The organism is Chryseobacterium aquifrigidense (assembly GCF_006716485.1).
Taxonomy (GTDB): domain Bacteria; phylum Bacteroidota; class Bacteroidia; order Flavobacteriales; family Weeksellaceae; genus Chryseobacterium; species Chryseobacterium vietnamense.
Map to the genome: position 1 here is coordinate 91202 of NZ_VFPD01000002.1, position 20616 is coordinate 111817.

The window sequence follows — 20616 nt, forward strand, 5'->3', positions numbered from 1 at the left end:
TTTTCTTGTTCCCTACTCCATGACATTGCTTTTTTATATTTTAATACAATTTTTAAAAGCCGGGAATAAAGAATCTGTTAAATCTTTCCAAATCATTTGTCCTCCTCCCGCAATTATTTCCAGCTGTTCTTCTGTCAGTTCCGTATTTTCCAGCTCAGGCTCTGCCGGTATATTCAGATACACTTTAGATTTATCCGTCTGATCAACAACAACCAGCTCTTTTCCCTCAGGCAAAACCACTACTACACCTGTCAGTTTTTCTATTGCTTCTATCGGGCTTGAAAGTAGTTCTTTTCTAAATCCCGCATCTTCCCAAGCTTTAGATATGACTGCCTGTATAATTTGTTCTTTTTTGTCTTCCATAACATTGCCATTTTGTTGATGTAAAGGTAAAACGCTTTCTTTGTATAGATTTGCCAAGTTTTACTTCAAAACTGTCAGCTTTATTTCTTTTTGTCAATTATCTTTTTTAACGTCTGCTCCTGACAACTTTCATTTTAATAAGGTAAAAGTAGAAAGTATTTTTTCTATAAATTTGCCAAGTTTTGCTTTAAAACTGTCAGCTTTATTTCTTTTCCCTCAGTTATCATTTTTCAGCATCTGCTCCTGATAACTTTCATTTTAATAAGGTAAAAGTAGAAAGTATTTTTTCTATAAATTTGCCAAGTTTTGCTTTAAAACTGTCAGCTTTATTTCTTTTCCTTCAGTTATCATTTTTCAGCATCTGCTCCTGATAACTTTCATTTTCAATAAGGTAAAAGTAGAAAATATTTTTTCTATAAATTGGCCAGCTTTTGCTTCAAAACTGTCAGCTTTATTTCTTTTCCTTCAGCTATCATTTTTCAGCATCTGTTCCTGATAACTTTCATTTTCAATAAGGTAAAAGTAGAAAGTATTTTTTCTATAAATTGGCCAGCTTTTGCTTCAAAACTGTCAATAATTAATGTTTACTACATTCTTTCTGAATTGGCTTCTACAAAGTACATCTTAAGCTCTCCCTTTCCCTTTGCCTGGATATTTCCACGGTATTCAAAAACGAAGCAGTCTTCATTTTTAATAAGATGATAAAGGGATTCACTTATATTTACTTTTCCCACCATCCCATTACTTTCTATTCTGCTTGCTGTATTTACAGTATCTCCCCACACATCGTATTGAAATTTTTTCACGCCGACAATTCCTGCGACAATAGGTCCTGCATGAATTCCCAATCGCATTTCAAAAGCAGGCTTATTGGTTTGTACATTTACATTTTTTCGCTCTGCCATAAACCCCTGCATTTCAAGCCCGGCTAAAACAATATTCTTTAATGAATTCTGATCGGGTTTCGGAATTCCTCCCGCAGCCATATAGGAATCCCCTATCGTTTTTATTTTTTCAATTTGATATTTTTCAGAAATAAGATCAAAGGCTTTGAAGCACACATTAATTTCTTCTACCAGACTCTGCGGAGACATTCTTTCTGCAGTTTGTGTAAAGGATTTGAAATCTGTAAACAGAATGGACACCAAATTAAAATCTCTGGCATTTACACTTCCTTTTTGCTTGAGCTCTTCAGCAATTTCTTCCGGAAGAATATTCAGCAGAAGCTCTTCTGAACGATCTTTCTCTACCCTTAGTGCTTCCCTGGATTTTCTTACAAAATTGAGTCTGCTCCATAAGCCTCCGGCTACAACAAGGATAAAGCACAAAGAGACGATTACAATATTCCTTTGTTTTTCCTGCTCCTGTACCTCTTCCTTATGTTTTATCTGAATGGTATGTTCTCTCTTTACATAGGCAATACTATCCGTTAACTGCTGTTTCTGAAACTCCATATTCATCATTCGGTTGGAAGTTTCCTTAGAATTTAAACTATCTTCAAAAATATTTGATTTTTCATAATAGCTAAGAGCTCTCTTATCATCGTTCAGTTTTTTATAAGATTGATACAGACAGTCACACGCATCTTTTTTTAAGCTAAGAGATCCAATTTTTTGTGCAATTGCAAATCCCTTATTACACAATTTTACCGCTTCATTATTTTTTCCCTGTTCTATATAAATATTACCGATGGCAATTTGAGAATCTCCTATATATTGCTGACTGTTCATCTCTTTTGCCAACTGCAATGTATTGTTGAAGTAGGCCAGAGCATTAGAATAGTCCAGCTTTTTATAAAATAAAGTGCCAAGATTATTCAGAACTTCTATTTTGATCTGTTTATCATTTTGTTCGTTCGCAATGCTCAGGGCTTTGCTTAGATTTTTATATGCGAGATCAAAATCTTTCATCCTGACCTGAATAGATCCGGTTGAATTTAAGTTCTGAGCAATAGCCTTTACATCATTCACTTTTTTATATACATCATATGCTCTTTTATAGTATTTCAAAGCGCTCGTATAATCTTCAAGCTTAGAATAAATACCCCCGATATTTTGTGTGGTGATGGCTATTGTCTTCGGATCTTTAATTTCCCTCTGTATTTCCAGTACTTTCTGATAGCAGCTAAGAGCCTGAGGCAGTTTACCTAAGTAATAATAAGTTCCGCCCATGTTATTGGTTACCGAAGATATTCCTAATTTATATCCGGATTTTTTATATTCAGCAATGCTTTTTTCAAAATAAGAAAGAGACTGAACATAATTTCCCTGAAGAGAGTAGGAAATCGCCAGATAACTGTAACAATCTCCTGCTTTTTTAAAATCTTTATTTTCGTAATAACTCTCAAGGCTTTTATTAAAGTATATAACAGATTCCGCAAAATTGCCCGATTCCTGTTTCTTTATACCAATATTTAAAAGACTGTCTGCTTTGTTTTTACTAATTGTAGATTGATTCTCTTTTTTTATATGGGTCTGAGAAAAAGCCCTAGGGTGATTTCCGATAAATAAAAAACAAAAAAACAATATGTATTTATAATTTATCATAACGAAAAGGGTTTATAATATTGGGTATAAATTTAGAATAGCGTATATCAAATGAATCTCAGACAACGTTTTCTGATCCATTTAAAAAAAAATCGTATATAATTCTTGAGAACAGGAATTATACACGATTTACAGAACTTTTACAATCTACCCTCCACCAAAAATGCTGCCATCAGAATTAACTGGTTTAATGTAGATAGGCGGGTCTCCCTCATTTGCTCCACCGGATATGATATCCAACTGTTCCTCATCTAATTCCATATCGTCCATATCCAGCTCTGCCGGAATATTTACAAAAATGGTAGAAGAGTCTGTTTGATCCACAAATGCAAGATTCTTTCCTGCAGGCAAATTAATAGGACTTCCCAAAAAATTCTCCATAGTAGCTACCGGATTCTGGATTAAACTGTTTTTAAAAACAGGATCTTTCCATGCTTTTTTTACAACAGACTGTAAAATTTCCTCGTCTTTGGTTAAATTCATAATTTTTTTTTTATTGTTAAACGGTATCTGTTCTAATATGGCATGGTAAATTTATTTTGTTTTCAATTGACAGAACTGACAAAAATGCCGACAAAAAAAAAGAGAATATGAGAAAATATTTTTTGAAAATGTTGAAATAGAAATTTAACGGAAATAAAAAAGCCCTCCGTAATACATTACAGAGGGCTTTTGTACCCCAGACGGGACTTGAACCCGTACGTCCTTGCGGACACAGGATTTTAAGTCCTGCGTGTCTACCAGTTCCACCACCAGGGCATGGTGTGGGCAAAAAAAAAGATTCGAACCAGGGGTTCCAACCTTCTTAATGATTCTAAAAAGAATTTAGAATAGTGCGGATGAAGGGACTCGAACCCCCACGCCTCACGGCACCAGATCCTAAGTCTGGCGTGGCTACCAATTACACCACATCCGCTGGTTTTGCTGATCTGAATACTCAGATTCAACCTGATTTCTTACAAATATAAGATTTTTATTTAAAGAACACTCTCTATTAAAACAAAAAACCCTCCGTAAGATATTACAGAGGGTCTTGTACCCCAGACGGGACTTGAACCCGTACGTCCTTGCGGACACAGGATTTTAAGTCCTGCGTGTCTACCAGTTCCACCACCAGGGCATGGTGTGGAGCGAAAAACGGGATTCGAACCCGCGACCCCAACCTTGGCAAGGTTGTGCTCTACCAGCTGAGCTATTTTCGCATAGTGCGGATGAAGGGACTCGAACCCCCACGCCTCACGGCACCAGATCCTAAGTCTGGCGTGGCTACCAATTACACCACATCCGCTGGTTTTTTATATTGTAAGTTTTAAAGAGCTTGCTTCGTTTTTGTGAGTGCAAATATAGGACAATTTCCTTTACCACCAAACTTTTCAGGAAAAAAAAATAAAATTTCCATATTTTTTTTTCATGCCTTCTTTTATTACATTTCATTTTCATACTTTTACATCGTTAATATTTACGATATGGAATTACAAGGAACGGTAAAGAAACTTTTTGATGCTCAAACATTTGCGAGCGGGTTTCAAAAAAGAGAAATGGTTATTTTGACCCAGGAACAGTATCCACAGCCGATAAACATAGAATTTTTGTCTGATAAAATCAGTTTATTAGATAACCTTAAAGAAGGAGAAAACGTAAAAGTAGGAATCAACATCAGAGGTAGAGAATGGGTTTCTCCTCAGGGTGAAACTAAATACTTCAACTCTATTACCGGGTGGAGAGTAGAGAAAGTTTTTGATAATGCTTCAGAACCTACTCAGGCTATGCCTCAGCAATCTGCATCTCCGGTTTCTAATGAGAATCCGTTTGCTGGAGATGACGATGATGATTTACCTTTTTAATTAGAGAATAAAGATCAAATATAAATCCTGCTTTTTGAAGTAGGATTTTTTTTCTAAAAAATGGTCAGATTAGACGAAAACGAGATTTCATTTCCCGACCCCGAGCTATATGATGGCCATGAGGGAGTGGTTGCTTTTGGGGGTGACCTGTCCGTAGAACGTATTTGGTTTGCTTATCAGCTAGGCATTTTTCCATGGTACAATCCCGGAGAGGAAATCCTTTGGTGGTGTCCTGATCCAAGGTTTGTTCTTATTCCTGAAGAACTAAAGGTTTCAAAATCCATGAGGAAGATACTCAACAGAAATGTTTTTACTTTCTCTGAGAATAAGAACTTCAGAGAGGTGATCAGGAATTGCCAGCAGGCTACCCGAAAAGGACAGCTTGGCACGTGGCTTTCTGATGAACTGATGGAGTCTTTTATCCAGCTTCATCAATATGGTTTGGCTAAAAGCATTGAAGTATGGCAGGATGAAGAACTTGTAGGCGGTTTTTACGGGCTGCAGATTGGAAATGTATTCTGCGGAGAAAGTATGTTTGCTAAGGTAAGTAATGCTTCAAAAGCAGGATTTATCAACTTTGTAGAAAGCAACAAAGACCATCTTGAATTAATTGACTGCCAATCACATACTGAACATTTGGAGAGCTTGGGGGCAAAAATGATCCCCAAAAAAGAATTTCTAAAAATCTTACACGAAAATAATGAACGCAGATAAAGAAAAATGGGTTCTTCTGGTTGTCCTGAGTATTATCTGGGGATCATCCTTTATTTTAATCAAAAAATCGCTGGAGCATTTCAATCCGTTTCAGGTTGGGTCTTTAAGAGTTCTTATTGCCGGAATTATTCTTCTTCCGGTTGCTATTTCCAATTATAAACTTTTCCCTAAAAAACATTTAAAATGGTTAATTCTGGCTGCTTTTACCGGAAATTTCATTCCTATGTTTCTGTTTCCGATTGCTGAAACTGAAATAAGCAGCAGTATTGCAGGGATTATCAACTCTATGATGCCTATTTTCGTGATTATTGTAGGTGCCTTGGTCTGGAAGTTTGAAACAACGAAAAAACAGATCATAGGAACCCTTTTAAGCTTTACCGGAGTCTGTATTCTGGCATTTGGAGGTGGTGACAGCGGAGATTTGAAAATGATCCCGATCCTTCTGTTACTGCTGGCAACTTTATGCTATGCCCTAAGCACCACAACCGTAAAATCAAAGCTAATGGAAGTATCTTCTACGGTTTTATCTGCTTTTGTGTTTTCTTTTGTTTTGTTACTGCCATCCATTATTGCACTCACAGGTACAGGATTCTTTTCAGAATTCAGTTTTTCGAAGGATAACCTGACGGGGCTTATGTTTGTCAGTCTGCTATCTGTTTTCGGAACAGGCCTGGCGATGATGATGAATTACCGTTTACTTAAAGTTTCCTCTCCCCTGTTTGCTTCTACAGTTACTTTAGTGATGCCTATTGTTGCTATTATCTGGGGAATTATTGATGGTGAGAAACTGACCTATTTACAATTTGCAGGAGCTGGAATTATTATTGCCGGGCTCATCTTTTTAAGAACAAATCCAAAAAAATAAAATCGTATTATAAATTAAATTATATTTGGATGATTTAACTTATAACTATGAAAAAACTTCTACTTTTTGGGGCTATAGCCTTATCTACACTTTCCTGTTCCAGCTCTGATGACAACCCTTTCGACAACAGCGATCCTTCAAATCAAAGTGTAATTCTTCCTACGAAGATGACTATGGATGGTATTGTAATGAAAATCAATTACAACGGAACTAAAATCATCAGTATGATCAACAACATTAATCACGGACAGAGAGTAGAGTTCTCTTATACAGATGATTATGTTTCGGGGATTAAGAATTACGAAAATAATGTTCTTGAAAGCGCAGTTGAATATGGATATTCCAACGGGCGTATGTCCACAGCGGTAATTAAGGAATATTCTACTGCTGGAGTCATACAGAACACTGTTTCATTTAACTATATGTATACAAGTAATACGGAAATTAGCGTACAAAAACAGACCAATTCAGGAACTGCCGGGTCTTCGACCATTAACAGTGTATTTACTTACAGCAACGGGAACATGGTGAGCAGTATTGGCTCAGGAACCGGAACAGTAAATGGAAATACCATTAATTATACTGAAAAAGAAACTTATACATACACGGACAAAAACTATCCTTTTAAAAATGTAAAAGGTTTTGATAAAATTATATTCAACGGAAATGAGAGCAGTGATGGGATAAGCCTATTGTTTTCAAATATTAAGAACAGTTTAAGTACTTATAAAGGAGAGTTTACCAATACCACAGCCGGAGGAGGAACAGCTACAGGTACGACGTCTCATAAGTATACCACAACGTTTAATACTGCAGGGTATCCATCTGAAGAAAGCAGACAGTCTCTTGATATGAATGGAAATGCAAACACCAGCGCTCCGGATAAATTTTTCTACGAATACAATTATCAATAAAAAACCTGCATTTCTGCAGGTTTTTCTCTTATTTTAGATTATTCTAGTTCTTTTTCTTCACTTTGCTGGCTTTTACCTTTTTCACTTCGTCTTTAATGAAAGGATATTTTTTCTGCATATCCTTGGCTAAAGAAGGATCAAGTTCCAGTGCTTTCTGAAGAGATTCCATTCCTTTATCCTGGTCTTTCAGATTGTAGAAGCAATTACTCAGCTGATAAAACAACTCTGCTCTGTAATGTTTCTTTATGGCTCTGTTCAATACTGTCACCGCATCTTCATACTCTCCTACCAACATCAAAACTTCAGAATAGGCATACCAGTTATAGAACCTTGAAGGCTCTGCATCCACCAGTTTTTTAAGACATGAAAGACTTTCTTCAAACTTCCCTGAATCGATGAATAAAAATGCCAGTCTTTTCTGATAGTCGAGATTGTTTTCATTCAGCTGGGTAGCTTCTTTGGCATAATGCAATGCTTCAGACATTCCGCCCATTTCTTCATAAAGATAAGACTGTTCCATCATTGCAAGATAAAACTGAGGGTCTTCTCTTAATGATTTCTGAAATGCATTTAAAGCTAAGATAGGCTGTTTCAGGGCTTTATTGCATAATCCGATCTTATAAAAAGTAAATGCTTTTGTGTATTCCAGCTCCAGCATTTCTTCATATGTTTCGATTGCCTTCTGGTATTGTCCCAAAGCTTCATAACAGGCTGCTTTATTGGCATATACTCCCACAGAGTTGGAGTTGATTGCCAGTAAATAGTCATAACCTCTTATGGCTTCATCATAATTTTTTCTGTTGAAATAGAATTGTCCGTATTCAAACCAGGCGGTTTCAGAATAAGGGAATTCATCTAAATATTCATTAAGAAAGGCAATAGCCTCCTCACTCTTATTAAGGTCACTGAAACACACCATACAGTTTTCCAGCGAATATTCATCCGTAGGATCTTCCTTCAGTGCTTTTCTGTAATGTTTAAGAGCGTTAAAAGGATCTCCGAGATTCACATATTCATCCGCAATAAAGTTGTGGAGAAAGTTTTCTTCTTCCTCTAATGTTAAAGCTTTCTTGCAGATTTCAATGGATTTTCTAGGATTTCCTAAGTTCGAATAATACTTGGCGTAACAAACCAAAAAGTCTGTATTCTCCATAGAAGCACCTTTCAGTTCGTCAATAAGTTCTTTCGCAGCATTATACTCTTCCCACTCCAGAAGGATCTCAAGTCTTTTGATCTTAATATCCAACGAATTAGGGTGAAGCTTTAGTCCATAATTAACAGCCATGTCTGCGTAATTAAAATCACCAAGCTCCAAATAATAAACAATAATGTCTTCTAACTCTTCGGTATCGAAGTAGAATTCGTCATTGTTTTCCATCATTTCCTCGAACTTTTTTACAAGTTCATTTCCAAAATACTCTTCCAATAGTGTCCTCTTTGTCGGCCCAACGCTTGAATTTGCTTACAAACCTCGGCAAACGTTTAATTAATAATATATCTGAAACTGATATTCAAATATTTATGCAAAGTTGCAACTTTTTTTTGAATATTCCATTTCATAAATTTCTATTATAAAAATAGTAAAAAAAGAAAACCAATAAAAGGATTGTGGATAAAAAAACGGAAATTGGGGTTAAATTCTTACAACAAGGCGTTTTCCGCTTTGTACCTCAGCATTCCATACCGCTTCGATATCTTTTATATCAATGTCCTGGGTTTCCATTTTAATTTTTCCTGCTACGGCTGCCTGAAACATTTCTGGGATAATTTCTGAAAACAGAAGCCCTGACTCTTCTTTCGTCCAGCTTCCCAATCCGGATCCTGAAATCTGAATATCGGTTCCTCTGAGAATCTGCGAAGACAGCTGAATGATATCACCGCTCATTCCTCCTATCGTTACCAGTTTTGTTTTATGAGAAAAGGTTCCGTCTCCTTTAAGAGCGGATAATATCATTTCTACAGAATGCCCCCAGATATAATCTATGATGATATCTACCGGAGTTTCCAGATGATTTTCTTTTATTCTTTGCTTAAAATCATGATCGTCCAGCTTAAGTGAAATTGCCACATCAGCGCCCAACTCAAGTAAAGACTGCAGAGATGCTTCATTTCTACCGGTAACAATCACTTTGCCTGCTCCATATAACCTGGCCATCTGAACGGCAATCTTTCCTGTAATTCCTGTTGCTCCGTTAATCAGGACTGTGTTTCCTGGCTGTAATCCAGCCTTGAATTTTAAGGCCATTGCAGATCCCATTACTGCATTGGGTAATGCTGCTGCTATAGAAAAATCCAGTTCTTCAGGAATCGGAATGATCATCTTTTTATCTGCGGCGGCTTTTTCGGATACAGTTCCTTTTTTGCTGAAAAAATACACTTTATCTCCATTTTCAAGATATCCTGCTCCATCTGTGCCGATCACTGTTGGCTGGTGTTCCTTATTTTCTGTTGAATAGTGATTTCCGCCTGCTCTGGCCCTATCAAGATTTTTAATTGATGCTGCTTTTACTGAAATCAAAACTTCATTTTCCTGTACTTCAGGCTCTGGGAAATCTGCATATTGGGGGATACTTCCTTTTTCAAATACTACTGCTGCTTTCATTCTTTTAATTTTTATACAAAATTAGGAGGGATGAATGCTGTGGAGCGATAACATTTGTTATGAGTTTTGGATTTTGGGAACGGAGATTAGAAAAAGGAAGCTGGGAGTTTATAAAGTCGGTAACAGAGTTAACAAACGCAGCGATCGCTAGGGAACATAATATTGTGATTAATATTTGTTCGCAAGGGCACTTCGTTTAGCAATGAACAATCATCGCTGAGTGAAACGCCTTTACGAACATTTTCAACAATACATATTATTCTTTGCGAGCTTACCGTTAAAAAGTATATGAAATTTAAAGATGGAAACGCAGAGGACGCTAGGGAACATAATATTGTGTTTAATATTTGTTCGCAAGGGTACTTCGTTCAGCAATGAACAATCACCGCTGAGTGGAACGTCTTTGCGAACATTTTCAACAATACATGTTATTCTTTGCGAACGTTACGTTTAATATGAGTCAAAATTTATGCAGTTTCTTTTTAAACTTCCATCTTCCATCCTCTTAAAGTCCTTCTTTCAATATTTTGCTCTTGATTCTGCTGAGATGTACCGTTGTAATTCCCAGATAGGAAGCGATATAATGCTGGGGAACTCTTTTGATGATCTCTGGTTTTTGCTTGACCAGATCCAGGTATCGCTGCTGTGGGGTGTCTTTAATAAATGAAAAGAAGTGTTTCATATAATCGAATACCCTTTCAAAAAGAGCATCCATAAAGAGATTTCTGAGCTCAGGATTTTCGTAGACTTCTTCCAGAAAAGCGTCCACATCCGGTTTGTTGATTTTGTATAAGATACAGGGTTCTATGGTCTCAAATGAAACCATGCTTGGCAAACCTTTTTTGAAGCTTTCAAGGGAAGAAAACATGGTGTTTTCAAGAAAAAACTGGAAGGTAACATCTTTTCCGTCATTATTATACCAGGCTCTGACGAGTCCTTTTTCAATATAGTAGGCATTGCAGGAAATTTCCCCTTCTTTTAAAAGCAAAGTTTTGGCAGGGATTTCCATACGTTGGAAAGCGCCCAGAAATTTTCTCCACTTTTCTTTAGGGAAAGGAAACCTGTTTTTGATATGTTCAAACATGCTGATATAAAAAAGAACGGACCACTTGTCCGTTCTTTATATATTTTAGATTAAACTTTTAATTTTAGCAATGATATCATCTCCCAACTGATCTGCTTCTTCCTGAGATTTGGCTTCAGTATAAATTCTGATAATCGGCTCTGTATTGGATTTTCTAAGGTGAACCCAGTTGTTTTCAAAGTCTATTTTAACACCATCTACTGTAGACACTTCTTCATTCTGATATTCCTGCTCCATTTTACTTAAAATAGCATCTACATCAATCTCCGGTGTCAGCTCTATTTTCTTTTTCCCCATGAAGTAACTTGGATATCCTGCTCTTAATTCAGAAACGGTCTTGTTTTCTTTAGCTAAATGCGTTAAGAATAATGCAACGCCTACTAAAGAGTCTCTTCCGTAGTGTAATTCAGGGTAGATAATTCCTCCGTTTCCTTCTCCTCCGATGACAGCATTTTTTTCTTTCATCAAAGTAACAACGTTTACTTCTCCTACAGCGCTTGCAAAGTATTCTGAATTATGTGTTTTTGCCACATCCCTCAATGCACGGCTTGAAGAAAGGTTGGAAATTGCAGCTCCGTTTTTATTTTTCAAAAGATAATCTGCAACGGCTACCAGGGTGTATTCTTCTCCGAACATTTCTCCTTTTTCATCTATAAGAGCCAATCTGTCTACATCCGGATCTACAACTACTCCTAAGTCTGCATTTTCTTTTTTCACCAACTCACAGATATCTCCCAAATGTTCTTTTAAAGGCTCAGGATTGTGTGGGAAGTGGCCTGTAGGTTCACAATATAATTTGATGGTTTCACAGCCTAATTTGTCTAAAAGCATAGGAATAGCAATCCCTCCTGTAGAGTTTACAGCATCAAGAACTACTTTAAAGTTTTTTGCTTTGATTGCCTCCACGTCTACCATGGGTAAATCCAGGATCTGCTGAATATGGATATCGAAAGCATCATCTCTTGTTTCATATTTTCCAAGATCGTCCACCTCTGCATAGTTGAAGTCTTCACTTTCTGCTAAAGCCAGTACTTCTGCACCGTTTTCTCCGGTGATGAATTCTCCTTTTTCGTTTAATAACTTAAGAGCATTCCATTGTTTTGGGTTGTGAGAAGCGGTAAGGATAATTCCTCCGTCTGCATTGAGCTCAGGAACCATTACTTCTACTGTAGGTGTTGTAGAAAGGCCCAGGTCTACTACATTAATACCTAATCCCTGCAATGTAGCAGTTACCAAAGAAGAAACCATCTGACCAGAAATTCTGGCATCTCTTCCGATGATAAGAGTAAGATCTTTTTTATTTTTATTATTCTGAAGCCAGGTTCCGAATGCAGATGCAAATTTTACAACATCCAGCGGTGTTAAGTTATCATTTACTTTACCACCAATGGTTCCGCGAATCCCGGAAATAGATTTTATTAATGACATGATGTTTTTAATTTATTTTGTTTTTTCTAAATTTTCCAACGCAAAGATACTTAAAAGACCCCTTCACCTTACAGAACAGGAATCTTTTTTTGGACTTTATCATAGGTATTTTTCACAACTTTCGGTGGTGCAAAACGATACCCTATATATAACAAACCATACAGGTTATTATTCTCTACCGTTTGGTTATTTTTCTGATCGTAGGCATAGTTTTTAAAATTCATTTTACCTCCGAATAGAAACCGGTCTGTATTATAGCCCACATGAAGGCCACCCTGCATTCTTATGGTAGCATATTGGGCATTTTGTTTTGTTGATCCATTATCAAGATCTCTGTAGCTGGAGAATTTACCCCCAATCCCCACAGCCAGATAAGGCGAGATATTTACTTTTTTTCCAATGACCCAATTATAAAAATATCCAATGTTTCCTCCTATATTGTATTGTGTGTCTTTGCTTCTTACTCCATCAATCGTATTTCTGAAAATGGTAAGATCATAATCTACAAACGGAACCCAGCTTCCGCTGCTTTTATACTGCCATTCACCCTGCGTGTAGATACTTCTTGCCGAAAAGTTTTTATTGAGAATATAGGATGTAGATCCGCCAAAGGTTTGTACTCTTAAATTCGGAAACTGGTAGTATTGATCTCTTCCTTCCTGCCATTCCGGAGATAAGTCTTTCATGTTTTCCACATAAAAGCCTTTTACATTTTTATAATAAACATTCTGAATAAATCTTCCCGGAAAAAATCTGAAACTTAAATCGGTATAGGAACTTTTCCCTTTCATTTCGTCATCATTTTTTCCCTGTAAAAATTGGGGTGTAAATGATACTGTTGCACTTATTATTCTATAATCAATTGAAAATGAAGTTTTCGTCTTATTGTTGATGGACAGGTCCATATTGAATGCGTTCTTGCCTTCTCCCATTGAAAAAACATAGCGTTCAATATTGGTATCAAGATTCACACGGATCATTACCTGATCTGCATAAGATTTGGTATTCGTGGTATCGGATTGTGCTTTTCCCTGAGTGGTTATTAAAGAAAATACAATTAATAATCCTGCTTTTAAGAAATTCAAATCGAACAGTTTTAATTAGAAAAATGAATGTACTGCTTTTTTTCCAATTATCCGATGAACATAATATTAAGAACAGCCACAGTCTTTATCACAGTGGGTTCTTTTTGAGCTGAATTTCTTTGGTGCGAAATTCTTTTTGAGTACTTTGAATAAAGAGTAGCAGGCGAATGCTACAATAAGTATAATAAGTACGTACTGAATAATTAATGATGAGTCCATTACTTTAAAATCTGATATACTATCATCGACACAAAATATGCCAAACCTGTCATCATGACCACCTGAAAGCCGGTCCATTTCCAGCTTTTGGTTTCTCTGTAGACTACTGCAAGTGTAGAAACACACTGCATTGCAAATGCATAGAAAAGGAGCACCGAAATTCCGGTTGCAAAACTGAAGACTTTTTCTCCGTTCGGTTTTACGTCTCTTCTCATTTTATCAATAACTTTCACTTCCGGGGCATCATCTTCCAGACTGTAAAGCGTAGACATCGTTCCCACAAAAACCTCTCTCGCTACAAAACTGGTAAGAATTCCCACTCCCATTTTCCAGTCGTAGCCAAGCGGAGCAATTACAGGTTCTATTCCTTTACCCATTTTAGCCAGGTAAGAATGATCCAGGTGAACGTCTGCAGCTACAAATTCATTTGTTTTCCGGCTAGGCCCGAAATAGCTTAAAAACCAGATAATGATACTTACGATGAAAATTATTTTTCCGGCTCCGGTAATGAAGTCCCATACTTTTCCTAAAACCATTTTAAAGTCATATCCGAAAAGTGGTTTTTTATAGGCTGGAAGGTCCATTACGAGATACGTTTTTCCTTTACTTTTTATAAATCTTTTTAGGATTGCTGCGGAGAACAAAGCTACTAAGAATCCAAGGAGATACATTCCCATCAAGACCAATGCTTTGTATTTGATTCCTAAAAATGTTCCTTCTGAGATAATCAGTCCGATAATGATACTGTACACTGGAAGTCTCGCGGAACATGTCATAAATGGTGTTACCAATATTGTAAGGAGTCTTTCTTTTACATTCTCAATATTTCTTGTAGAAATGACTGCTGGAATTGCACAAGCTGTTCCTGAAACCAAAGGAACAATACTTTTCCCGTTAAGCCCGAAGGGACGCAGCAATCTATCCATCAGAAATACCACTCTTGCCATATATCCTGAATCTTCCAGTAAGTAAAGGAAGTACAGCAGAATTCCGATCTGTGGTGCAAAAACCACAATTCCTCCTATTCCCGGAACAATTCCGTTTGAAATCAGGGAATTAATTGGTCCTTCCGGAAGATGTTCGCTGGTGAACGCAGCCAACCATGAAAAGGTTTCTTCGATCCAGTTCATCGGGTATTCTGCAAGGAAGAAAACACTTTGGAATATAATTAATAAGATCGCTAAAAAGACTACGTATCCCCAGAATTTATGAACTAAAACCTTGTCCAGTTTTTCCGTTAATAATTCTTTGAACTGAGCCTTTTTAAAAATTACATCAGCCAGTATTTTGTCTACCTTCTGATATCTCCTCACGGTTTCCTGAACCTGCAATCTTTTCGGAACCAGGCTTTTAGAATCAGCCTCATTAAGCTGTTCCATTACTGAGCCAATTCTTCCAAGATCTGTTCCCAGTGAAAGGCTCATCCATGCTTTATATTCATTATCGAAACCTTTATGTGCTGCCAGTTTCTGAATAAAATCTCTGTGCTCGTTAGGGGTTTCAAAAGAAAGGGTATCTGTTTTTACAAATTCATTGTTGTAAACAGCCTCTCTTACTGCATCAATCCCGATTTGCTCTTTGGCATTGGTCTGAATAATTTTAATGCCTAATGCTTGGGAAAATTTTTGAATATCTATAGTGATCCCTCTTCTTTCTGCCTGGTCAATCTGATTGACAATCAGAATCATTGGGATTCCGAGGTCCTGAATCTGCTGGAACAACAGTAATCCTCTTTTTAAACTTAATGCTTCAAGAATATAAACAACTCCTGCGTAGTTTTTCTGCTCGTCAATAAGGTATTTGGAAAAAATTGCCTCATCTTCTGAGCTGGGATACACGCTGTAAGAACCTGGAAGGTCAATAACCTCAACATCCTGATCTTTATACGTATAGTTTCCCGAATGACTTGCTACGGTAACGCCGGCATAGTTTCCAGTTTTCTGCTTTTTGTTGCAAAGTGTATTAAAAACTGTTGACTTTCCTACATTAGGATTTCCGACTAAAAGTATCTGTTTTTTCTTGTTTTCCTGCATTAATTCAATTCTTCAACAATGATATAATCTCCTTCTTCCTCACGAAGAGCAATCCGGCTTTTTTCTGCTCCAAACTCCACATACATAGGCCCGTTGAATGGCGCCTGATACAAAATTCTGAAAGTGGTTTCAGGAAGAAGCCCCATTTCAATAATTTTATTGGGCATTTTAAGATGGTCATTATCATACCCCAATATCTTTCCTATTTTATTTTTAGGAAATCCACTTAATTTATGTAATCCTTTCTCTTTCAAAGCCTAATTTTTAGTCCTGCAAATATACGCTATTTAAATTTAATCTAAATAACGTTTTGGGATAAAAGAAATCAACCCAAACACATTGCTGTATCTGGGTTGATTCAAAATATAATTTAGTTGATATGAATGCTTATTTTTTCTTCTTGTCAGAAGTCTGCTCTTTTTCTATGGGATTATCATTAGATCCGAAGAAATCTTTTACCTGCTTTTCCAGTCTTTTCATGAAGTCTCCAACTGTTCCGTCTGTTCCCGGCATAGGTCTGCTCATATTTTCTGCTGTCATATAAGGTCTTGATTCTGCAAACGGATCTGCTTTGTACCCCTCATAAGACTTCAGGAATTTTTCTTTGGATGTAGGTGTTATTGTATTGCTCATCATTCCCATCTTAGCATTGATCTTATCTGCATATGATAATTCTTCATAGTTTTCGATCTTTTTATTTCCGCTCAACTGCCAAGAATAGTTTTTATCAGCGTCTTCAATTTTTACAATCAGACCGGGAAGTCCTTTAAATTTATAAGGGCCATCCTGAAAAGGAATATCTGAACTGAACCATGCCGTCCATTTTCTTCCTCCAAATTCAGTAGTTGCTTTCTGAGCATTATATGCACCTACCTTTTCTTTATCAGGTAAAATGCTCCATTGCAGTTTCGGTTCGTCATCGTATGAAAAAAGATTTCTACTGATTCTGTCTACATACTGAACTTTCATGTCTGGATAAGTCTTGATGATCTTATAAGAAAATTTCGGCCACTTAATCAGCTTAGTCATATCCTTAAAAGATTTGGTTTTCTCCATTTCTTCTATCTGTACTTTAATGATAGAATCCTGAGCAGGCATAGTATAATCCTGATAGATTGATTTCTTTGGGGTAATATCAAGAATGGTAATGATCTTATCGATTCTTGCCGAATCTTTCTTAGGCTTAAAACTCAGTTCATAAAAGAAACGGTTGGCTGTTTCCTTTGACTCCTGAGCTCCTGCAAAAGCAAAAAGAGCAATAAGAAATATGGAGAATAACTTTTTCATTGTAGCAAGTTTATATAATTAGTAATAAGTTCACTTCTTTTGTTACATTTTTTCTGAAATTTTATTTTGTAATAAAAAATTTTCAGCTGCCCCGGATGACCGATTACTAAAAATTATGATTCTCTTAAAACAGTTTCATTTTTAAAACGCTTACCTTTAAGTTTCTAAAAAACAAAATATTATGGATACCTTATCTCAACTAAAATCCGAACTGGAGGGAGAGTTCCAAACCACCAAAAAATTTATTGAACTATTCCCTGAAGGAAAGAACGATTATGCTCCGCATGAAAAAAGTATGAAAATGATGCCTCTTGCCACTCATCTGGTAGAAGTTTTTGAATGGCCGAACACTATTTTGAAAACTTCTGAACTGGATTTTGCCAAAGGAGACTATAAACCTACCATTCTTTCTACAAGAGATGATCTCATGAAAAAACTGGAGGACGATTATCAGTCTGCAAAAACAGCATTGGAAAACAGTACAGAAGACGATCTGAACCCAAGCTGGACTATTAAAAATGATGGGCACGAATTGGCAAGCTGGAGCAAGTACGGAGCAATCCGGCATGCTTTAAACCAGATCACCCATCACAGGGCTCAACTGGGAGTGTATTACAGACTCAATAATATTCCTTTGCCGGGAAGCTATGGGCCTTCAGCAGACCAGCAAAGCTTTTAATTTCAGTATATCTCAATAAAAAACCAATCCGGATGGATTGGTTTTTTGTTTTATTTAAAGTTGAATTTTACACTTAGCATGACCTGGCTTGGGCGGAGCTGCATTGTCGTCTGAGTGATAGTTGTATTATCAATATCTATTCTTTCAAACACCTTCTTGTTTGCGATATTCATCCATTTCACTTCAAAATCGACTTTCTTTTTAGTCCATGAAAACTGATAGGAAAGATCAAAGAATCCATTATTATATTTTATGTCTGCAGATTTTGAATTGATCTGATCCCAGTAAAATCCTAGAGTATGGTTTTCTAACGGATAAAAGAAAACGTTTAGGTTATGGCTATACCCTTCCGTTTTTCCTTGATTTCCTGTAAGGAAGATATTAGATGTTTTATTCCACGTTTTAGAAGCATTAAAATCTACACTCATCCATGAGAAATAGGTATTATTAAATTTGACACCCAAAGTATTTCCGTTGGTTTTATTATCAATATCATCCGTGTTTCTAATGGATTGAGACTTAGAAATAGTATTGTTATAACTTAATGAAGCATTGGTTTTAAACTTAGGAAAATATTTTCCTATTTCCGCATAATAAGTATTGCTGGTTCTTTTATTTTCTCTTTCCAAGTATTCTGTTACTCTGAAACCTGATTCATTAACAGTACTTGAAGCAATAAGGTTATTTTTTGCGTCGCTTATTCTATATCCTACATTGAAGAAAAGATTATTGAGCGGATTTCTATACTCCAATCTTACCCCTGCATTTTTTGTATTGGTTTCAGGAATCGGGTTTTTTGGATTCATTACATTAAATCCTCCGGGATTCGTAAGAATGTATCCTGCATACGCTGTCTGAATGTCTCCGAAATTATTACTGATCCCTCCATTCACACTGGCTTTGAAGAATGAGGCAAATGAATATTGGGCAAAAAGATTAGGGGTAAATGTTACTTTACTTAATGATTTAGAAACATTTCTAAATGCATCTTCAGCCTTGATATTATTAAAATTTACAGGGAAACTTGAAAACAAACTCCATGACTCAGATTTATAATTAATTCCAACAGAAGCCGTTGGATTAATTCTAGTGAATTCCAGATCATTTTCATAATTTAAACTTGTAAAGTCCGGAGAATTATTCGTTGTGCTACCATCAAAGTTTGTTGTCAGTTTATCTGTAGAAAGATCAAATCCTACCTGTGGAGTGAATGTCCATCCCTTAGAAGAGAAACTGATATTTGCAGAATGTGATGTATCTAAAGATTTAATTCTGAAATATTGTAAAGCAGTACTGCCTGGCGTAAATTTTATGGTTGTAAAATCATTACTTCCAGTTTCTTTATATGGGAACTGTAAGTAATCGGCTGGAGAAATTTCTAAAATCTGCTTATCATTCTGATAGCTGATATAGGACTTGAAATTCACCATTTTTTCTTTCCAGGGAATAATCGTACTTAAAGAGTTCTGGAAAGATGTTGTAGGTGATTCTAAAGCTTCGTTTCCTATTCTGTAACCTTGCTTATCATTTCTTTCGGCAAAAGCCCTATCTGCATTCCAGAATTGAGAGAATGTTGTTGTGTTTTTGAAAAATCCTTTTTTAGCATTTTTTGTAAAGATCAATTCTCCTTTCAGCTTGTCTATATAAAAATTGTTTAAGAATCTGGTCGTGTATTGCGTTCCTTGCTGAATATCTCTGGTAACACTATTTGATTCTCTTTCAACTGCATTATTAGTATAGTTTGCATTGGCTTTAAGCTCCCATTCTTTCTTCTTATCAATATTGGTAAGATAATTTGCTGACAAATAATGAACGCTGTTCATTAAATACCTTTTTACCGGAAGATCAGGCACGGATGCATTTTCTACACTCAACCAGTTATTTTGAGAGATATTACTTCTTCTCCCTTCCCATGAACTTCCGAAAGCAAGAATATTTCCTTCATTTTCCACCTGCTCGCCCATGTTATTGGTTTTATAATTGACGACCCATTGGCTTTTCTGTCCGAAAAACATGGGAGTCAGTTTTACATTCCAAAGCCATGGATCTCCGAAACCGGTTCCTACTTCTCCCCTACCTGTCATGGTAACAGAATTTTTAAGCTTGATATTGATGGCAGCCTGATCTGAAGGTACTTTATCCTGAAGGATTTTTACCGGCTGGTGGTTTTCAAGAACCTCTACTTTCTGTACGGCATCTTTCGGAAGGGAGTTGTTGATGGTTCCATACCCACCTTCCATCAGGTCTTTTCCGTTTACATAGAATTTATTGATGGCATTTCCCTGGTAGAGAATCGTTCCGTCTTTGTTGACCTCAATTCCCGGAATCTTTTTCATTACATCCGCAAGCGTTCTGTCGTTTTTACTGTTGAATGCTTTAAGATCGTAAGAAATGGTATCACCTCTTGCGGTAATCATTTTGGTTTTCAGCTGTACTTCTTTAATTTCTGTGGCTTCAGACTGCATTTTAAAGTTCAGCGTCTGATCGCCGTTATTGATTTGCTTTGTAAGAGGTTTCTGATTGAAAGCTTTCACTTTTAGATCTACGTTGGATTCAGCAGAAGTAAAAGTTACTTTATATTCACCTTTGGAATTTGTAATGGCATAAGCAAGAATAGCATCTTTCCCAGGTTCCTCTATGGTTACACTGGCACTTGGTATTGCAACCCCGTCATCATCAGTAATTTTTCCTGAAACCGTTTTCTGTGCGAAAGTAAGCACAGTAAAGAAAAGCATCAGAAATAAAGGAATATTTTTTTTCATACTTATTATTTGCTCAATTAGTTAATCATTGTGGTTTTTTGTTACACTTTTTATAAAGATGAATTTTATCACCAAAGGTTAAATCACTATCACTACAAACATAGTTATAATTTTCAAATTTTTTATCCTTTTAAAAAAAGAAGTTTTTCTTAAACAAAATGATAAACAATTTACCCATTTGTTTTCAAATA

17 protein-coding genes and 5 tRNA genes are annotated in these 20616 nt (G+C 36.3%); 5 read left to right on the plus strand and 17 right to left on the minus strand.

All coding sequences use genetic code 11. The annotated features are described in order from the left end of the window. Positions 1-33: 33 nt before the first annotated feature. From FB551_RS15485 to FB551_RS15520, 8 genes are all read right to left on the minus strand, one after another. Entirely contained in the window at positions 34-363 is a 330-nt protein-coding gene (locus FB551_RS15485) for an NHLP leader peptide family RiPP precursor (protein WP_047426369.1), read from the minus strand. Positions 364-950: 587 nt separating this feature from the next. Then, positions 951-2909 (minus strand): adenylate/guanylate cyclase domain-containing protein, encoded by a 1959-nt coding sequence (locus FB551_RS15490; RefSeq protein ID WP_142018164.1) that lies wholly within the window; start codon positions 2907-2909, stop codon positions 951-953. 147 nt (positions 2910-3056) lie between these two features. Next, positions 3057-3392, minus strand: coding sequence for a hypothetical protein (locus FB551_RS15495; protein ID WP_052186717.1), 336 nt, complete (start codon positions 3390-3392; stop codon positions 3057-3059). Positions 3393-3584: 192 nt separating this feature from the next. After that, positions 3585-3668 (minus strand) — tRNA-Leu (locus FB551_RS15500). Between the two features lie 75 nt (positions 3669-3743). Beyond that, positions 3744-3825, minus strand: a tRNA-Leu gene (locus tag FB551_RS15505). Between the two features lie 120 nt (positions 3826-3945). Next, positions 3946-4029: transfer RNA gene (locus FB551_RS15510), tRNA-Leu, on the minus strand. A 6-nt stretch (positions 4030-4035) separates the two neighbouring features. Further along, positions 4036-4111, minus strand: a tRNA-Gly gene (locus tag FB551_RS15515). A 4-nt stretch (positions 4112-4115) separates the two neighbouring features. Further along, positions 4116-4197: transfer RNA gene (locus FB551_RS15520), tRNA-Leu, on the minus strand. A gap of 178 nt (positions 4198-4375) precedes the next feature. Between FB551_RS15520 and FB551_RS15525 the strand changes: the two genes are divergently transcribed. The 4 genes from FB551_RS15525 to FB551_RS15540 are packed head-to-tail and all read left to right on the plus strand — an operon-like array spanning position 4376 to position 7246. After that, positions 4376-4753, plus strand: a complete 378-nt coding sequence (locus FB551_RS15525; RefSeq protein ID WP_041461994.1) for a DUF3127 domain-containing protein — start codon at positions 4376-4378, stop codon at positions 4751-4753. A gap of 60 nt (positions 4754-4813) precedes the next feature. Further along, positions 4814-5467 carry a leucyl/phenylalanyl-tRNA--protein transferase gene (aat, locus tag FB551_RS15530; RefSeq protein ID WP_142018165.1) on the plus strand — a complete coding sequence of 218 codons (654 nt, stop codon included), beginning with the start codon at positions 4814-4816 and terminating at the stop codon, positions 5465-5467. Further along, a complete protein-coding gene (locus tag FB551_RS15535; RefSeq protein ID WP_142018166.1) occupies positions 5454-6332 on the plus strand; it encodes a DMT family transporter in 879 nt (292 codons plus the stop codon). Before aat ends, FB551_RS15535 begins: the two co-directional genes overlap by 14 nt. Before the next feature lie 47 nt (positions 6333-6379). Further along, complete coding sequence (locus FB551_RS15540) at positions 6380-7246, plus strand: hypothetical protein (RefSeq protein ID WP_142018167.1); 867 nt, start codon at positions 6380-6382, stop codon at positions 7244-7246. 43 nt (positions 7247-7289) lie between these two features. On the opposite strand, the gene FB551_RS15545 is transcribed toward FB551_RS15540, so the two are convergent. From FB551_RS15545 to FB551_RS15580, 8 genes are all read right to left on the minus strand, one after another. Beyond that, a complete protein-coding gene (locus tag FB551_RS15545; protein WP_047426381.1) occupies positions 7290-8672 on the minus strand; it encodes a tetratricopeptide repeat protein in 1383 nt (460 codons plus the stop codon). A gap of 207 nt (positions 8673-8879) precedes the next feature. Next, complete coding sequence (locus FB551_RS15550; RefSeq protein ID WP_142018168.1) at positions 8880-9848, minus strand: quinone oxidoreductase family protein; 969 nt, start codon at positions 9846-9848, stop codon at positions 8880-8882. Between the two features lie 505 nt (positions 9849-10353). Next, a complete protein-coding gene (locus FB551_RS15555; RefSeq protein WP_047426385.1) occupies positions 10354-10932 on the minus strand; it encodes a Crp/Fnr family transcriptional regulator in 579 nt (192 codons plus the stop codon). Positions 10933-10977: 45 nt separating this feature from the next. Continuing rightward, a complete protein-coding gene (glmM, locus tag FB551_RS15560) occupies positions 10978-12360 on the minus strand; it encodes a phosphoglucosamine mutase (protein WP_142018169.1) in 1383 nt (460 codons plus the stop codon). A gap of 68 nt (positions 12361-12428) precedes the next feature. After that, a complete protein-coding gene (locus tag FB551_RS15565) occupies positions 12429-13445 on the minus strand; it encodes a DUF4421 family protein (RefSeq protein ID WP_142018170.1) in 1017 nt (338 codons plus the stop codon). Between the two features lie 218 nt (positions 13446-13663). Continuing rightward, positions 13664-15697, minus strand: a complete 2034-nt coding sequence (gene feoB, locus FB551_RS15570) for a ferrous iron transport protein B (RefSeq protein WP_047426391.1) — start codon at positions 15695-15697, stop codon at positions 13664-13666. After that, a complete protein-coding gene (locus FB551_RS15575) occupies positions 15697-15951 on the minus strand; it encodes a FeoA family protein (RefSeq protein ID WP_047426393.1) in 255 nt (84 codons plus the stop codon). The genes feoB and FB551_RS15575 overlap by 1 nt, the downstream gene beginning before the upstream one ends. A 133-nt stretch (positions 15952-16084) precedes the next feature. Beyond that, positions 16085-16984 carry a GLPGLI family protein gene (locus tag FB551_RS15580; protein WP_142018171.1) on the minus strand — a complete coding sequence of 300 codons (900 nt, stop codon included), beginning with the start codon at positions 16982-16984 and terminating at the stop codon, positions 16085-16087. Positions 16985-17165: 181 nt separating this feature from the next. On the opposite strand from FB551_RS15580, the gene FB551_RS15585 reads away from it, so the two are divergent. Further along, positions 17166-17663 (plus strand): DinB family protein, encoded by a 498-nt coding sequence (locus tag FB551_RS15585; RefSeq protein WP_047426398.1) that lies wholly within the window; start codon positions 17166-17168, stop codon positions 17661-17663. Positions 17664-17713: 50 nt separating this feature from the next. Here the strand turns inward: FB551_RS15585 and FB551_RS15590 are convergent, their stop codons facing one another. Next, the gene (locus FB551_RS15590; RefSeq protein WP_142018172.1) at positions 17714-20425 is read right to left on the minus strand and encodes a TonB-dependent receptor; all 2712 of its coding nucleotides are present in this window, start codon (positions 20423-20425) and stop codon (positions 17714-17716) included. Positions 20426-20616 lie beyond the last annotated feature (191 nt).

What these genes read in the sequence shown, in the direction of transcription:
- FB551_RS15555 (WP_047426385.1), bottom strand. Translation starts at nt 10,932, where the DNA reads ATGTTTGAACATATCAAAAACAGGTTTCCTTTCCCTAAAGAAAAGTGG.
- FB551_RS15535 (WP_142018166.1), top strand. Translation starts at nt 5,454, where the DNA reads ATGAACGCAGATAAAGAAAAATGGGTTCTTCTGGTTGTCCTGAGTATT.
- FB551_RS15490 (WP_142018164.1), bottom strand. Translation starts at nt 2,909, where the DNA reads ATGATAAATTATAAATACATATTGTTTTTTTGTTTTTTATTTATCGGA.
- feoB (WP_047426391.1), bottom strand. Translation starts at nt 15,697, where the DNA reads ATGCAGGAAAACAAGAAAAAACAGATACTTTTAGTCGGAAATCCTAAT.
- FB551_RS15525 (WP_041461994.1), top strand. Translation starts at nt 4,376, where the DNA reads ATGGAATTACAAGGAACGGTAAAGAAACTTTTTGATGCTCAAACATTT.
- aat (WP_142018165.1), top strand. Translation starts at nt 4,814, where the DNA reads ATGGTCAGATTAGACGAAAACGAGATTTCATTTCCCGACCCCGAGCTA.
- FB551_RS15495 (WP_052186717.1), bottom strand. Translation starts at nt 3,392, where the DNA reads ATGAATTTAACCAAAGACGAGGAAATTTTACAGTCTGTTGTAAAAAAA.
- FB551_RS15580 (WP_142018171.1), bottom strand. Translation starts at nt 16,984, where the DNA reads ATGAAAAAGTTATTCTCCATATTTCTTATTGCTCTTTTTGCTTTTGCA.
- glmM (WP_142018169.1), bottom strand. Translation starts at nt 12,360, where the DNA reads ATGTCATTAATAAAATCTATTTCCGGGATTCGCGGAACCATTGGTGGT.
- FB551_RS15550 (WP_142018168.1), bottom strand. Translation starts at nt 9,848, where the DNA reads ATGAAAGCAGCAGTAGTATTTGAAAAAGGAAGTATCCCCCAATATGCA.
- FB551_RS15540 (WP_142018167.1), top strand. Translation starts at nt 6,380, where the DNA reads ATGAAAAAACTTCTACTTTTTGGGGCTATAGCCTTATCTACACTTTCC.
- FB551_RS15590 (WP_142018172.1), bottom strand. Translation starts at nt 20,425, where the DNA reads ATGAAAAAAAATATTCCTTTATTTCTGATGCTTTTCTTTACTGTGCTT.
- FB551_RS15485 (WP_047426369.1), bottom strand. Translation starts at nt 363, where the DNA reads ATGGAAGACAAAAAAGAACAAATTATACAGGCAGTCATATCTAAAGCT.
- FB551_RS15585 (WP_047426398.1), top strand. Translation starts at nt 17,166, where the DNA reads ATGGATACCTTATCTCAACTAAAATCCGAACTGGAGGGAGAGTTCCAA.